Below are 15,460 nucleotides of genomic sequence, written 5' to 3' on the forward strand. Positions count from 1 at the left end.
TTTTATAAATCTTTTTTACCGATTAATACCGCACCTACGATACCTGCCAGAATGAGGATGGATGCAAGCTCAAACGGTAAAACATATTCATTGAACAAAAGTCTTCCCAGGTTTTTGGTAAGCCCGATGCTTCCGTCTGCATTTGCTACGGCTACGTGGTTCTGCTGTACGCCTCTGAAAACACCCAACACACCGATCAGTAAAAGACCGGCTGTAAAAACACCGACGAATTTTAAAGTATTGTTCTTCTTACTTTCGTCTTGCTTATTAAGGTTAAGCATCATGAGGATATACAGGAACAATACCATGATGGCTCCTGCATAGACAATGATCTGGATAATCGCAAGGAACTGTGCATTCAGAAGGATGTACATGCCGGCGATCGAAAACATCGTAACAATTAATGACAGAATAGCATAGAGAGGATTTCTTGCAAACACGAAATACACCGCACTTGCCACTGCTAAAAATGCCACCAAGAAAAATAAAAACTGATCCATTATTTTACCGCATTTTTTTGTTTCTCGGACTGTCTTTCAGTGATGTCAATCCTTTCATTTATTTTTTCTACCAATTTATCTTTTCCGTAAATGAAAGAACCTCTGTTGGTTTCTACATCTACGAGTCTGTCGGTAAGATAGATCGCGGATTTCGGGCAGGCTTCTTCACACATTCCGCAGAAAATACATCTCAGCATATTAATTTCATAGACCGATGCGTATTTTTCTTCTCTGTACAGGTTCTTTTCCTCCTTCGTTCTTTCTGCAGCCGTCATGGTAATGGCCTCTGCAGGACATGCCACCGCACAAAGTCCGCAGGCGGTACATCTTTCGCGGCCCTCCTCGTCTCTTTTCAAAACGTGCTGGCCTCTCCAGATTTCTGCCCTCGGCTTCTGTACTTCGGGATACGCATATACTGCGGGAGCCCCTTTCAGTACGGTTCTTACAGCATGCTTAAAGGTAATCCCCATCCCCGTAAAAATGGCGGGCAGGTAGATTTTTTCAGCAAGGGTCATTTCTTTATTGGAAACAACTTTTGATCTGTTTGTAAGTTTCATTATTTTTTTATTATTAAATGTTAGAAGATGGAAGCCGGGAGATGGAAGTATATTGCATCACCACACCAACTCATCGTCACATTATCAAATTTTCAAATTAATTTATTCCAAATTATTAATTCGCAAAAGCTAAAATTACCGCTCCTGTAATTAATAAGTTTACCAATGCCATTGGAATTAATGTTTTCCATCCTAAGTGCATCAATTGATCGTATCTGAATCTCGGCAGCGTCCATCTGATCCACATAAAGATCAGAATTCCGATTATTGTTTTGATTAAGAATGCCACAACGCTCAGGATTCCTGCGGTGTTTTCGCCCCAGTGCTGCGTTACCCACTCAATTCCAGGATAGTTGTATCCTCCGAAGAAAAGAACCACCATAAAAGCGTTGGAGATGAACATATTCACATATTCACCGAACATATACAGTCCCAGTTTCATTGATGAATATTCTGTAGAATATCCGGTTACCAGTTCGGATTCACACTCCGGTAAATCGAAAGGGTGTCTGTTGGTTTCTGCCAAAGCAGCAACGAAGAACACAAGGAAAGCGATCGGCTGATAGAAGATATTCCAGTTCAGTCCGGAAACCCATGGAATAAAGCCCCACAATTTTCCGTTGGTCTGGCTAGCCGTAATTTCTTTAAGATCAAGACTTCCCGTCATCATAATGATGGAAAGCAAAGCCAATCCCATCGCCAGTTCGTAGGAAATCATCTGTGAAGAAGCACGGATGGCTCCTAATAATGAATATTTGTTGTTGGAAGCCCAGCCTCCGATCATAATTCCGTAAACCCCGATGGAAGCCATTCCGATAATGAAAAGAACCCCCACGTCGATGTTGGCAACCTGCAGATCGTAAGAGGTACCGGCAATATTTAAACTTTTACCCCAAGGAATAACCGCTCCGGTAATCAGTGAAATAAACATCACCAAAGCAGGGCCCAATACGAAAAGGAATTTTTCCGCATTGGCAGGGGTGAAGTCTTCTTTAAAGAAAAACTTTCCACCATCCGCAAGAGGCTGTAGCAATCCGAAAGGTCCTGCTCTGTTGGGACCGATCCTGTCCTGCATGATCGAGGCCACTTTCCGTTCCGCCCAGGTAGAGTAGGCTGCAATCGTCAATGAAAGCAGGAAAAGGGCTAATACAAGTATAAGTTTAAATGTAATTAAATCCATTTTTTAATTTAAATGTTTTGAAGATGGGAGCCGTAAGCCGGATGTTCAGTACACTGTGGTATCAACTCATCATCACATTACCAATTTTTTATATTCTTAGACAGCTGATGTTGGAAGCAGTAGGTTAAACTTCCAGCTTCCTTCCTTCAGCATCCAACTTTTTTATTTTTCGTCTTTTTCGCTGATTTCTTTCGCCATCGGATTGTCCAGGACTCTTAATTCGTCTTTAGGCTTCTCGTAGTGGTTCAGGGAAATTACCGAATGCCGGTCGATATGTCTTGGGCCTTCTATGTTCCAGTCGCTTAAGCTCTTTCTCTCGAAACGGCAGGTATCGCAAATGAATTCTTCTACTTCTCCCCACTGGTCTTTTCGGGCCGTTACCCTTACAATTTCGTCACCTTTCATCCAAACCACTGCTTTTCCGGAACATTTTCCACAATTGCAAGAAGCATTCATCGGCTTGGTAAACCAAACCCTGCTCGCAAAACGTGCGGTTCTGTCCGTTAATGCACCTACCGGACAAACGTCGATTACGTTTCCGATAAAATCATTATCAAGGGCTTTATTCAGATACGTTGAAATTTCAGCGTGATCTCCTCTGAAAAGGATTCCGTGCTCTCTTTCTCCGGTAAGCTGATTAGCAGCCAGTACACATCTTGCACACAGGATGCAACGGTTCATATTCAGTTTGATGTGAGGACCTAAGTCGTCGGCATCGTAGGTATTTCTTTCGAATTCCGTTCTGGTGCTCTCCACACCATGCTCATAACCAAGATCCTGAAGGTGGCATTCTCCCGCCTGGTCACAGATCGGGCAATCCAACGGGTGATTTAGCAACAAAAACTCAGTTACGGCTTTTCTGCCTTCCTGTGCCTTTTCGGAAGAAAGGTTTTTTACTTCCATCCCGTCCATGACATTGGTTCTACAGCTTGCCACCAATTTCGGCATAGGACGCGGATCTGCTTCAGATCCTTTGGAAACTTCCACTAAGCAAGTTCTGCATCTTCCTCCGCTGGTTTCCAATTTGCTGTAATAGCACATTGCCGGAGGTACGGATTTTCCGCCGATCTGTCTGGCAGCTTCCAGGATAGAAGTTCCAGGCAAAACTTCGGTGGTCTGTCCGTCTATAGTTATTTTAAATTTTTTAACCTCTTCGCTCATATTCTATGCTTTTCGCTTATGCCTTAGCCATTAAGCTCTGTTTAATTATACTTTTTCGTATTAAATGTGTACCCGATTCCTGCCAGCACCTGTCCGAAAACAAAATCCTGACGGGCTTTATCCGGTTTGTTGTTCAATGTGGTTTTAATATCCCACATGTTGATGTATCCGGCTTTGGCTTCTGCCCTGATCATCCAGTGATTCCAGAAAACCAGGTTTAAACTCGATCTCAGATCGGTTGCCATACCGGCTACATGGAAACGGTCGCTTCTTTCATTGCCGAAAAGTTTTACATTACTCTTAGGAAACATGAAACCTAGACCGGCTCCGTAAGACCATACCAGGTCTATATTTTTCTTGTGAACAAGACTTTTATATTTTTCAAGGCCTAAATTTTCATAATTAAGACCGTCTGTATGCTCAAAGGTAAGGAACTGCTCATCAGATAAATTTACCTGTCCGTTCTGTACCATGGCTGCATATTTCGGATCTGAAATATTTCCTGAAAAACCAACCGTTTGGTTTTGATTCATTACATATTTCATGTGATCGATTCCTAGCACTAAGGCCAAATTATCTTTAATAAAATAACCTGCTCTGAAATTATATTGGACTACCGTAAACCAAGACGGGTCGATATATACAATCCCCAATTTCGTAGGTCTGTCTCTCGCCGATACATTGTTCAGCTGAAAATCATAGCCGTTTCCGCTGAAATGAATGTCCGAGTTGCTAAAAGCCCCTCTGTTCCAACCGAAGAAAGCGAACATCTGTCCTTTTTTGCTTAATGGTAAGGGTTTTTCTTTCTTTTCATTCTGGAATGGAACTGTTTCAATTGTAATCTTTTTGGATTGATTGGCAACATTCACATATCCAATAGCTTCTTCAAGGGATCTTTCTTTCGGTAAGGTATCATTTGTCGCTCTTTGTCCAAAAACAAAACCCGAAATCATTAACCCGGCAGCCAGTAAACTTTTCATCCTAAGCATTTTTCTCAACAGCAGGGATTGGATCTGCATAATGGGCCAGCCCATAGTTCTGTGTCTTACACAACTCAGGGTTTTTCACGTGCCATTCAAACTCGTCTCTGAAGTGACGGATCGCTGCTGCTACCGGCCATGCCGCCGCATCACCCAATGGGCAGATCGTATTTCCTTCGATCTTTCTCTGGATGTCCCAAAGCAGATCGATATCTTCCATTTTTCCTTCTCCTTTCTCGATTTTTTTCAGAATCTTATACATCCATCCCGTACCTTCACGGCAAGGCGTACATTGTCCGCAGCTTTCGTGGTTGTAGAATCTCGCCAGGGTCATGGTATGTTCCACCACACACTGATCTTCATCCAGTACAATAAAACCTCCTGAACCCATCATGGTTCCGGTAGCAAAACCACCGTCAGCCAAAGATTCGTAGTTCATGTATCTCGGTTCTCCGTTCACGGTTTTCAGTAATAAATTGGCAGGAACGATCGGAACGGAGCTTCCACCCGGAATACAGGCTTTCAGTCTTTTTCCGTCCTTAATTCCGCCACAGTATTCGTCAGAGTAAATGAATTCTTCAACGGTAATCGTCATATCGATTTCATAAACGCCCGGTTTATTGATGTTTCCACAGGCTGAAATCAGTTTGGTCCCGGTAGATCTTCCTACGCCGATTTTGGCATATTCCGCTCCGGTAATATCGATGATCGGAACAATCGCTGCGATTGATTCCACGTTGTTCACTACGGTTGGTCTTTCCCAAAGTCCTTTTACAGCCGGGAATGGCGGTTTAAGTCTTGGGTTTCCTCTTTTCCCTTCAAGAGATTCGAGCAATGCGGTTTCTTCGCCGCAGATGTAGGCTCCGGCACCTCTCTGAACATAGATTTCAAGATCGAAACCTGTTCCTAAAATATTTTTACCTAAAAACCCTGCGGCCTTCGCTTCTTCAATCGCTTCTTCCAAAATATCCGGAATCCATGAATATTCCCCACGGATATAGATGTATGAAGTGTTGGAACCTAAACAGTATGATGAAATCAGCATTCCCTCGATCAAAAGATGCGGAAGGAATTCCATCAGGTATCGGTCTTTGAATGTTCCCGGCTCGGATTCGTCGGCATTTACCACAAGGTGTCTTGGAACGCCTTCAGGCTTTGCCAGGAAGCTCCATTTCATCCCGGTCGGGAATCCGGCTCCTCCACGTCCGCGAAGTCCCGAAGCTTTCACTTCTTCCAGGATTTCGTCCGGTGTCATTTTCAGGGCTTTTTCTGCTGCTCCGTAACCTCCCTGCTTGCGGTAGGTTTCAAAATAGCGTATGCCTTCGATATGTGCGTCTTTAAGTAAAAGTTTTTTACTCATTTTTATGTGCTTATTGCAATTGGCTTTTAGCGTCTTGCATTAATTAGTATTAAACGTTAAGTGAATCATTTAAAATCTAAAATATAGAATTTAAAATTTTCTATTAGTCCAAAGCAACCTGCCCCTCTCTGCAAAGATCAAGGATTTCGTCTACTTTTTCTATCGTTAAATTTTCGTGGAAGAATTTTCCCAGCTGCATCATCGGGGCATATCCGCACGCACCAAGGCATTCTGCGGGCTTTAACGTGAACATTCCGTCTTCCGTCGTTTCCCCGTCTTTAATGTTCAGTTTAGTTCTGATGTGGTTCAGGATCTTTTCGCTTCCCGAAACCATGCAAGGTCCCGTTCTGCAGACTTCCAGCACATATTTACCCACAGGCTTCATATTGAACATGGTGTAGAAAGTCGCCACTTCATATACTTCGATCGGCTTGATGCTCAGTAGTTCCGCAACATAATCCATTACCGGAACGTCCAGCCATCCGCCGAATTCTTTCTGTGCCAGGTGAAGAACAGGAATAAGGGCCGATTTTTGTCTTCCCTCGGGATATCTTGCCATCATCTTATGCACCTGTGCTAAACTTTCCGGTTTAAAAGCTATTGTTTCGCTCATTTTATTTGGTTGTAAAATGTACATTGTACAAAGTACAAAGTATTATTATCTGTTTATATTTTCCAAGTACATTGTATATCAATACATTGTACTTTTTACCGTTTTATGCGTCTAATTCGCCCGCAATAATATTCATACTACACATGGTAACGATCGCATCGGAGATCACAGAACCTGTAATCATTTCAGGATACGCCTGGTAGTAAATAAAACAAGGTCTTCTGAAATGCAGTCGGTAAGGGCTTCTTCCGCCGTCACTTACTAAATAGAACCCTAATTCACCGTTTCCTCCTTCCACGGCATGGTAAACTTCTCCTTTCGGAACGTCGGTTTCTCCCATGACGATCTTGAAGTGGTAGATCAGGGCTTCCATTTTCTGGTAAACATCTGCCTTTTCAGGAAGGTAGAAATCCGGAACATCCGCGTGGAATGGTCCTTCAGGAAGGTTTTCGTATGCTTGTTTGATGATTTTAATAGATTCCCAGATTTCCTGCTGACGAACCATGAAACGGTCGTAGGTATCTCCGGAAGTTCCCACCGGAATGATAAAGTCGAAATCCTCGTAAGAAGAATAAGGCTGCGCAACTCTCACGTCATAATCCACACCTGTTGCACGTAAATTCGGACCTGTGAAACCATAGCTTAATGCTCTTTCTGCAGAAATGCCTCCTGCACCGATGGTTCTGTCCATAAAGATTCTGTTTCTCTCAAGAAGCGTACAGAATTCTTTAAATCTCGGCGGGAACGTTTTAAGGAAATCCTTGATCAGCTCATGGAACTTCGGAGTGAAATCTCTTTCAAAACCTCCGATCCTTCCCATATTGGTCGTCATCCTCGCTCCGCAGATCTGTTCGTACATGTCATAAATACGTTCTCTTTCGATGAACATATAGGTAAGTCCTGTAATTGCACCTGAGTCCATCCCGGTTACCCCGTTGCAGATCAGGTGGTCACCGATTCTGGCAAGCTCCATTAAAATAACACGCATATAGTCTACACGTTTCGGAACTTCAACCCCGATCAGCTTTTCAACCGTCATGTGCCAGCCTAAGTTGTTAATCGGCGCAGAACAGTAATTCATACGATCGGTAAGGGTAGTGATCTGGGAATAATTCCTTCTTTCGGAAATTTTCTCAAATGCCCTGTGGATATAGCCTACGGTCTGCTCTGCGTGAAGGATTCTTTCTCCGTCCATGGTCAGGACATTCTGGAAAATCCCGTGGGTAGCTGGGTGGGTAGGTCCTAGATTGAGGGTATACAACTGTCCGTCAATCTGTTCCTTACTGTCGTATTGGTTAAGTATATTAGATAATGAGTTATCTTTCATAATATTTGCTTTTAGCTATTTGCTTTTGGCTATCGGCTAATTGCCATTCACCAGAAGCTATATTATCTTCCGAACATATCGTCGTTCTTGTCGGTTCTTGTGCCGTCTTCCAGACGATATTCCTTCAGCATAGGGTGATAGCCGAGGTCTTCCATATTCAGGATAGGTCTCAGATCAGGGTGTCCTTTAAATTTAATTCCGAAGAAATCATACGTTTCCCTTTCCATCCAGTTGGCTCCGGCGTAAAGATCCACTAAAGAATCAACCTCCACATTTTCCCTGGACATAAAAATTTTCAGACGCAGTCTGAAGTTCGTCATCATATTATGCAGGTGATACACCACACCGATTTCCTTCTCCGGAAATTCAGGATAATGGATCCCGCAGATATCCGTCAGGAAATTGATTTCCAGTGACGAATCTTTCAGGTAATGAACGATTTTCTTCAGGTCTTCTTTCTTTACTTCAACCGTCAGCATTCCATACGGTTCTGAACTGGCAATAACAGATTCCGGAAATTCTCTTGTGATGGCTTCTAATACAAATTCGTTGGTCATTTCCGTTAGTTGCTAATATTGTAAGAATCTAATAATTTCTGATATTCAGGAGTGTCTCTTCTTCTGATGCTTTCGCTTTCAGCCAGGGCCTGAACCTGCATTACCCCTTCGATGATCTGCTCAGGTCGGGGAGGGCATCCCGGAACATAGACGTCTACCGGAATTATTTTATCGATTCCCTGCAATACGGAGTAAGTGTCAAAAATACCGCCGCTCGAAGCACAAGCTCCTACGGCAACCACCCATTTCGGCTCGGCCATCTGGGTGTACACTTCTTTTAGGACCGGTCCTAATTTCTTGGATATGGTTCCGCACACCATCAGTAAGTCTGCCTGTCTCGGGGAAAAAGAGTTTCTTTCCATCCCGAATCTTGAAGCGTCATACGTTGGGTTAAGGGTTGCCATAAACTCGATGCCACAACAAGAGGTTGCGAAAGGCAACGGCCAAAGAGAGAATTTTCTGGCCATCCCGATGACGCTGCTCAGTTTCGTTGCGAAAAACCCTTCTCCTTCAAATCCTTCCGGAGCCGGTGCATCTGTTCTTATTACTGGTTTGTTATCTGACATTTGATTGATTTAAGATTTAATTTAGATCCCGGATACGTGTTAATGTTAGTCATTAAACCTAATTGTCCTGTCTAAAACGGTCATTTACAATTTCTATTTCTTTACTTATCCCAATCCAGTGCCCCTCTCTTCCAGACATAGAAAAATGCCATAAAGAAGATTGCTACAAAAGTAAGCACCGCCAGGAAGCCTTCCATCCCGAATTCTCTGAAGTTGACGGCATAAGGATAGAAGAATACGATTTCAATATCGAATAATACAAACAGTACTGCTGTTAAAAAGTATTTGATAGAAAAAGGCGTTCTTGCATTTCCTTCCACCGGGACTCCACATTCCCAGCTCTGGTTTTTCACAGAATTTCCTTTTTTCTGTTTAGGACCTAAAAAATGCGCTCCAAGCAAAGAAATGGCTACGAAACCTATCGCGACACCTGCCTGTAAAAGGATTGGAATATAACTTTCAGGTAAATTCATTTTTGCATTATTATCTCAATTTGCAAATTTAGCGAATAAACAAGAAAGCATGAAATTTATGTGGTTAAAAGTCGCTTCAAAATAGATGAAACGTATAATTTAGAATCAGTAAAAATAAGGATTATTTCTTCATTTTTCTGAGGAGAGAATATGCCATAAATGAAATGTATGCAAAAAGCACACTGGCATAAATGATATTGACTGCGGTGTTCGTTCTTTCGTCACCGATCCGGAAAAATAAATTGTAGGCGATAAATCCGGCAATCAAAATCCCGAAAACAATTAGGTGTGGTTTCATATCTTCAAATTTCTGATAAGTCTACTTTTCAACAATGGAATTATTTGATCTCCATAGAATAGGTCCGTCGTCTCTTATGGTTCACCGGATCGTAATCCTGCCATAAAAGCTGGACGCTTTTGTTTTCTTCCAGTTCAGGATTGGTTTCCAGGTATTTGACTCCTTTTTTCCTGAAGAGTTTCCAGATTTCCTTGAAAATAATAGAAGTAACGCCTCTTCTCTGATAGTCGGGATGAATCCCGATCAGGTAAAAATTCGCCCGGTCGTTCTTTTTTCCGGCTCTCAGGAAGTGCCACCATCCGAAAGGCAACAGCTTTCCTTTGGATTTCTGCAGGGCGCCGGAATAAGAAGGCATGGTGATGGCAAAGGCAACCAGCTGATTGGCATCGTCAGCGACACAGACAATATAATCCTTGTCGATAAGTTTAAAATATTTCTCTTTATACGTTTTACGCTGTTCGTCGGAAATAGGGGTGTAAGTAGACAGATGCTTATAGGTTTCATCCAGGAGGTCAAACATGGGATCCACGTATTCGATAATCTCCTCTTTCGATTTAAAGTTTAAAACTTTGAGTTTGTATTTCTGGGAAATCAGTTCGTTGAACTTGTGTATTTTTTCAGGCAGTACTTCCGGGAACTGCAACTCGAATTCCACCCATTCTTTTTCTTTCGTCAGGCCCAGCTTTTCCAGATGCTTCGGATAATAGGCGTGGTTATAAATCCCGATCATCGTAGCCAGCTTGTCGAAGCCCATGGTCAGCATTCCTGCTTTATCAAGATTGGTAAAACCCATCGGTCCTTCAATTTTCCCGATATTTTTTTCTATGGCATAATCGATGGCTTTCTGAATAAGAGCCTGGGAAACCTTTTCATCATCAATGAAATCGATCCACCCGAAACGCACTTTTCTGATCCCTAGTTCACGTTCTTCCTTGTGGTTGATTATCAGCGCTATCCTCCCGACAACCGTATTGTTTTTAAATGCCAGGAATTGTTTGGCTTCAGAATATTGAAGGGCCGGATTTTCAGCAGGATTCCAGATATTGATTTCCTCATTCACGAAAGAAGGAACATAATAAGGATTATTCTTATAAAGATCCATCGGAAACCTTACGAACTCCTTGAGCTGATCGGCATTTTTTACTTCAATAACGGAAATTTCTGACATGATTTCTGTGCGAATTATGGAACAAATATAAATAAATTAATACAATACTTTGGCACAGTTTTTACATCATTCGGTATGAAAAAATAGATTACAAGTTTATAGATGAGCGGATATTATATAATCATCATACTTTCGATGGCCGTAAGTTGGTTTGTCTCCTGGCGGCTGAAGTCGAAATTTGAACATTACTCGCATATACATCTCCGTAATGGAATGTCGGGAAAAGAGGTGGCGGAAAAAATGCTGCGGGACAATGGAATCAACGACGTACAGGTAATGTCGGTTCCGGGACAGCTTACCGATCATTACAATCCTGAAAATAAAACGGTAAATCTTTCCGAAGCGGTCTATATGCAACGAAATGCTGCAGCAGCGGCAGTTGCAGCCCATGAATGCGGACATGCGGTTCAGCATAAAGTCGGGTATTCCATGTTGCAGCTCCGTTCCAAGCTGGTACCGGTAGTAAGCATCAGCTCAAACCTGATGCAGTTTGTTATCATGGGAGGGATCCTTGTAATGATGATGAGCGGCAACAAGCTGATCCTGACAATTGGTGTTGTTATGTTTGCTTTAACTACGCTTTTTGCCTTTGTAACACTTCCTGTGGAATATGATGCGAGTAATCGTGCGATGAAATGGCTGAGGGATACCGGGACGGTTACTACGGAAGAATATATCGGTGTAAAGGATAGTCTTAAGTGGGCAGCCAGAACCTACGTTGTAGCAGCGATCGGCTCTCTGGTTCAGCTATTGTACTTTATTTCTCTTTTGATGGGAGGAAGAAGGAATTAATCTTTATATTTAAATGAAACATACTGCATCTCGGAAAGCTTTTCCGAGATGCTTTCTTTTTGGGAAAGCTTCAGAGATGCGGTAACAATACATTTCTCGTGAGCATCAAACTGTAAAACCATTGCATCGTATTTCGAAAGTAATGTGAAAATAAGATTTTGCTGGTTAAAATTAAACTGAATTTCAATTGTCGTTTCCAGTTCCCGGGTAATGATATGGGCTTCTTCCAGCGTAATCTTTGCCGATTCCTTATAAGCTTTTACCAAACCGGAAACGCCCAGTTTTGTCCCGCCGTAATAGCGGACGGAAATCACAAGGACGTTTGTAATCTCATTGGCCAGAAGCTGGTTATAGATCGGCAGTCCGGCACTTCCCGAAGGTTCGCCGTCGTCATTGGCGCGGTAGTTTTCCCCATGCAGCCCCATTCTGAATGCGTAACAATGATGCGTTGCTTTCGGATGTTCGGAGCGGATCTTCTCCAAAGCGGTTTTAAGCTCTTCCTCATTATTTACAGGGAAAGCAAAGCCGATGAACTTGCTTCCTTTTTCTTTTAATAATATATTTTTAACCGGAGATTCTATTGTTTTAAAATTGAACATAAGAAATTGGAAAAATGATTCTGAATGGATTCTGGAATTATTTTCCAAAGGTAAAATTTTTTAAGGGAAAGACTCAAAAACAAGATAACAAAAAAGAGAACCGTTGAGATTCCCTTTCTGTATTATTTTATTCTCCATCTGCCGGCTCACCCGGGTTACCCGGACCTGTACGCTTTACACAAGGACTGCCGTCAAGCGCACAATAATAAGTTTCCCGCGGAATACAGCATCTGTAAGTTCCCGTAGGGCAATATTGGTTACAGGCCTGGATTCCCCCGTTTACAGATTTTAATTCTTTCTTTGATAATTTTCTTAAATTTTTCATGAGATATTGGTTTAAATGGATCATGAAGGTACGGAATTAATTTCAAAGTATGGTGATAAATTAAAAATATTTGCTACGATAAGTTCTGATAATTAAAGCCTTATATTGTTTATTTTTATAAAATGCCAGACTGTTATCTCTGAAATTTTCCTTTTTGAACGGCTGGATATCCAATAAAACCGGAGCTTTTGTCCCGTTTTCCAGATTCAGGTTTTCATTGCGGATCACGATAGCTTCATCCCAGAGATTTCCGTTAATGAACTGCTGCAGCGTAAACCTCCCGCCTTCGATAATCACCGACTGGATCTGCGCTTTGTACAGAGCATCCATCAGTTCCTGCAGGAAATTTTCTTTTTTAATTTTAATAAAATGAATGTGTTCCTGAATTTCTTCTTTAACAGAATTGATGACAATGGTTTTAGCTTCTCTGTTGTAAATATTGAAATCATAAGGAACTTTCAGGTCAAAATCAATTAAAATCCGTACCGGATTTACCCCTTCCACGTTTCTTGCCGTAAGGGCAGGGTTGTCGTTCAACGCAGTTTGGGTTCCCACCAGGATTGCATGTTCGTCGGCTCTCAGCTGATGGACAAATTGATTGGCCAACGGATTCGAGATGGAAGTCGGCTGAAAATCCTTATCCAGTAAACCGTCCGCTGACTGGGCCCATTTCAGGATGATGTAAGGCCTCTTTTTTTCATGATAAGTGAAAAACCTTTTGTTCAGTTCGATGCATTCTTTCTCTAAAACTCCGGACACCACCTCGATTCCGGCATCCTGAATGATTTTTTTGCCTTTTCCGTTTACTTTGTCATGAGAATCCATGGCTCCGATCACGACTTTCCGAAAGCCCAGTTCTTTTATTTTCAGAGCACAAGGTGGTGTTTTCCCGTAATGGGCACACGGCTCAAGAGTAACGTAAATGGTGGATTCCGGAATCAGGGATTTATTCTCCACCGATTCAATGGCGTTGATTTCCGCATGGTTTTCTCCGGCTTTGCGGTGATAGCCTTCTCCAATAATGTTACCGTTGTGTACAATTACGCTTCCCACCAAAGGATTGGGGTAGGTTTTGCCAATGGCTTTTTGAGCTAATTCAATTCCTCTTTTAATAAATACTTCGTCCTCCATATTTCATGAAAAAAGCGAAGTCAAATGGCTTTGCTCCGCTTTTAAGATTTAAGATTATTTTTTATTCTCCGGCAATAATGCTGTGAAGGTTTTGTTTTAATGTTTCAACATGGGCTTTTTTCTCATCAATTGAATCGTAAGTATCTTTCAGCAGCGGATTTTCTCTGGACGGGTTCTTGAAAAATGCCAGGTTGTTTTCCAGTTTCACGATTTCCGCTTCAAGATCAGAGATCTGGCTCTTCATCTTTCTTGCTTTGTCGGTCAGCTGATTTTCAGATAATCCTTCTTCTTTAAGCTCAAATTCATTGATCTTGTTCAGCTTCAGCTTTTCCCTCAATGTTTTGTTGAATTCGGTATTGATGGAAATTTTATCCCTCGGTACTTTTCCGATATTGTTCCAGGCCGTTTTAATAGCTTCAATTCTTTCGATGCTGCCTTCTTCGTTGCTTACGGTTTTAAGGTCTTCCAGGATGGCTTTTTTATGCTTGTAGTTTTCTTTCCAGTTGTCGGCGGAAGCATTGCTTTTTTCACGGTAATTGTTGAAGAAAGCGTTGCAGGCATCACGGAATTCATCCCAGATTTTGTTGGTCATGCTCTTAGGAACATGCCCGATCTTTTTCCAGTCTTCCTGAAGCTTTTTAAATAAAGGAACGGCGATGTCCCATTCTTCGTTGTTCTGGTTGTCCTTTGCCGTCTGGATGAGCTTTAATTTTTCTTCCAGGTTGGCCTGTTGGGAACCTTTTAATGACTTATAATAAGTATTTTTTGTTGTGTTGAAATTTCTGAGCGTGGTTTTGAAATCATTCCAGTTCTGGTTGGAAAGTTTTCTCGGTACGCTTCCGGTTTTAAGGAATTCCGTACGGAGATCTTCCACTTTTCTGATGGCATTCTGCCAGTAATTGTGGTTCGGCTTTTCGGCGGGCTCAGATAATTTTTTGATTTCTGAGATAATCTGGTTTTTCTTTTCAAGATTACCGGTCTGTTCCGTTTCGATTGCTGCCGAAAGTTCGGATTTTCTTTCGTGTATCTTATTGGAAATTTCCTTGAATTCTTCCCATGTTTTTTCACGGAATTCTTCTGCCACCGGTTCTGCCTCCTCCTTCCAAAGCTTGTGAAGGTACTGAAGCTCGTTCAGTGCCTTCTGGATTACCGGCTCATGCTCAAGCTGCTTGGCACGCTCGATGATGTGTTGTCTTTTTTCAAGATTATGGCTGTACTCCTGCTCCAGAAATTCTTTATTCAGGTCCAGCATCTGATAAAACTGGTTCAGGTGATGGAAATAATTATTATTAAGGATCCTGAATTCGGATTTGGCTACCTGTCCGGCGTTGGACCAGTCTTCCTTGATCTCACGGATCGATTTGAAAAGATTGGTTCCCGGCTCGGAATTGGTGTACAGGTTCTTCAGTCTTTCGATGATGCCCTGGCGGTGTTCCAGGTTTTTCTTTTGCTCTTCCTCCTGGCCTTTCTGGAAATCGTCGTGCTTTTCTCTGAAAATATTTACCAAAGCAGAGAATCTTGCCTGCATAGGATGTTCGTAGCTGAAGTTTTCAGGTGCATTTCCGGCTTCTGTATATTCATGCTTTTTGTCTTCCACTTCATCATGGATGTAATGACTTGCTTTTTCCTTCAGCTGATTGAATTTCTTGAAATCTTCACCGGCATTCGGCGCATTGATGATTTTTTCCATTTCTTTCAGCGCATCAGCGAGGGTAATATCTACCTCTTCGTGCTCTTCTTCATGTTCTGTTTCTTCATGCGGAATGTTTTCATCCTGAGATGCAACATTTTCTGATGTTTTTTCCTGAGGAATTTCCTGGTCGTTCTTATTTTCCCCGTTTTCAGAAAGGTTGTTTTCTGTAATCATAGCAAA

Annotated in this window: 18 protein-coding genes; 1 reads left to right on the top strand and 17 read right to left on the bottom strand. The window is 42.1% G+C overall.

Annotation, left to right across the window (positions count from 1 at the left end):
* Window positions 1–2: 2 nt before the first annotated feature.
* From ACED20_RS16395 to ACED20_RS16455, 13 genes are all read right to left on the bottom strand, one after another.
* Window positions 3–500, bottom strand: a complete 498-nt coding sequence (locus tag ACED20_RS16395; RefSeq protein ID WP_294224830.1) for an NADH-quinone oxidoreductase subunit J — start codon at window positions 498–500, stop codon at window positions 3–5.
* Complete coding sequence (locus ACED20_RS16400; protein ID WP_146943896.1) at window positions 500–1,057, bottom strand: NADH-quinone oxidoreductase subunit I; 558 nt, start codon at window positions 1,055–1,057, stop codon at window positions 500–502. The genes ACED20_RS16395 and ACED20_RS16400 overlap by 1 nt, the downstream gene beginning before the upstream one ends.
* A 115-nt stretch (window positions 1,058–1,172) precedes the next feature.
* Window positions 1,173–2,237, bottom strand: coding sequence for an NADH-quinone oxidoreductase subunit NuoH (gene nuoH, locus ACED20_RS16405; RefSeq protein WP_294198517.1), 1,065 nt, complete (start codon window positions 2,235–2,237; stop codon window positions 1,173–1,175).
* 162 nt (window positions 2,238–2,399) lie between these two features.
* Window positions 2,400–3,398 carry a 2Fe-2S iron-sulfur cluster-binding protein gene (locus tag ACED20_RS16410; protein WP_294198518.1) on the bottom strand — a complete coding sequence of 333 codons (999 nt, stop codon included), beginning with the start codon at window positions 3,396–3,398 and terminating at the stop codon, window positions 2,400–2,402.
* A 41-nt stretch (window positions 3,399–3,439) separates the two neighbouring features.
* Window positions 3,440–4,378 carry a hypothetical protein gene (locus tag ACED20_RS16415; RefSeq protein WP_378105790.1) on the bottom strand — a complete coding sequence of 313 codons (939 nt, stop codon included), beginning with the start codon at window positions 4,376–4,378 and terminating at the stop codon, window positions 3,440–3,442.
* Window position 4,379: 1 nt separating this feature from the next.
* Window positions 4,380–5,738: an NADH-quinone oxidoreductase subunit NuoF gene (gene nuoF, locus ACED20_RS16420; RefSeq protein WP_294294175.1), complete on the bottom strand. Its 1,359-nt coding sequence runs from the start codon at window positions 5,736–5,738 to the stop codon at window positions 4,380–4,382.
* 103 nt (window positions 5,739–5,841) lie between these two features.
* A complete protein-coding gene (gene nuoE / locus ACED20_RS16425) occupies window positions 5,842–6,351 on the bottom strand; it encodes an NAD(P)H-dependent oxidoreductase subunit E (protein WP_294222961.1) in 510 nt (169 codons plus the stop codon).
* Between the two features lie 103 nt (window positions 6,352–6,454).
* Window positions 6,455–7,678 (bottom strand): NADH dehydrogenase (quinone) subunit D, encoded by a 1,224-nt coding sequence (gene nuoD / locus ACED20_RS16430; protein WP_042723044.1) that lies wholly within the window; start codon window positions 7,676–7,678, stop codon window positions 6,455–6,457.
* 62 nt (window positions 7,679–7,740) lie between these two features.
* Window positions 7,741–8,235, bottom strand: a complete 495-nt coding sequence (locus tag ACED20_RS16435) for an NADH-quinone oxidoreductase subunit C (RefSeq protein ID WP_294232495.1) — start codon at window positions 8,233–8,235, stop codon at window positions 7,741–7,743.
* 5 nt (window positions 8,236–8,240) lie between these two features.
* Complete coding sequence (locus tag ACED20_RS16440) at window positions 8,241–8,801, bottom strand: NADH-quinone oxidoreductase subunit B (protein WP_294198529.1); 561 nt, start codon at window positions 8,799–8,801, stop codon at window positions 8,241–8,243.
* A 101-nt stretch (window positions 8,802–8,902) separates the two neighbouring features.
* A complete protein-coding gene (locus tag ACED20_RS16445; protein ID WP_100378322.1) occupies window positions 8,903–9,274 on the bottom strand; it encodes an NADH-quinone oxidoreductase subunit A in 372 nt (123 codons plus the stop codon).
* 121 nt (window positions 9,275–9,395) lie between these two features.
* Entirely contained in the window at window positions 9,396–9,572 is a 177-nt protein-coding gene (locus ACED20_RS16450; RefSeq protein WP_294198546.1) for a hypothetical protein, read from the bottom strand.
* A 40-nt stretch (window positions 9,573–9,612) separates the two neighbouring features.
* Window positions 9,613–10,740, bottom strand: a complete 1,128-nt coding sequence (locus ACED20_RS16455) for a GNAT family N-acetyltransferase (RefSeq protein WP_294198548.1) — start codon at window positions 10,738–10,740, stop codon at window positions 9,613–9,615.
* Window positions 10,741–10,842: 102 nt separating this feature from the next.
* Here ACED20_RS16455 and ACED20_RS16460 point away from each other — a divergent pair, with 102 nt between their 5' ends.
* Complete coding sequence (locus ACED20_RS16460; RefSeq protein ID WP_294232493.1) at window positions 10,843–11,532, top strand: zinc metallopeptidase; 690 nt, start codon at window positions 10,843–10,845, stop codon at window positions 11,530–11,532.
* On the opposite strand, the gene ACED20_RS16465 is transcribed toward ACED20_RS16460, so the two are convergent.
* From ACED20_RS16465 to ACED20_RS16480, 4 genes are all read right to left on the bottom strand, one after another.
* The gene (locus ACED20_RS16465) at window positions 11,529–12,131 is read right to left on the bottom strand and encodes a YigZ family protein (RefSeq protein WP_294232490.1); all 603 of its coding nucleotides are present in this window, start codon (window positions 12,129–12,131) and stop codon (window positions 11,529–11,531) included. The two genes, ACED20_RS16460 and ACED20_RS16465, sit on opposite strands and share 4 nt — an antisense overlap.
* Window positions 12,132–12,258: 127 nt before the next feature.
* Entirely contained in the window at window positions 12,259–12,456 is a 198-nt protein-coding gene (locus ACED20_RS16470) for a bacteriocin (protein WP_294222973.1), read from the bottom strand.
* Window positions 12,457–12,516: 60 nt separating this feature from the next.
* Complete coding sequence (gene ribD / locus ACED20_RS16475; protein ID WP_378105796.1) at window positions 12,517–13,587, bottom strand: bifunctional diaminohydroxyphosphoribosylaminopyrimidine deaminase/5-amino-6-(5-phosphoribosylamino)uracil reductase RibD; 1,071 nt, start codon at window positions 13,585–13,587, stop codon at window positions 12,517–12,519.
* A 61-nt stretch (window positions 13,588–13,648) separates the two neighbouring features.
* The gene (locus ACED20_RS16480) at window positions 13,649–15,454 is read right to left on the bottom strand and encodes a DUF349 domain-containing protein (protein ID WP_294198559.1); all 1,806 of its coding nucleotides are present in this window, start codon (window positions 15,452–15,454) and stop codon (window positions 13,649–13,651) included.
* Window positions 15,455–15,460 lie beyond the last annotated feature (6 nt).

It is taken from the genome of Chryseobacterium sp. sg2396, assembly GCF_042610505.1.
Lineage (GTDB): Bacteria > Bacteroidota > Bacteroidia > Flavobacteriales > Weeksellaceae > Chryseobacterium.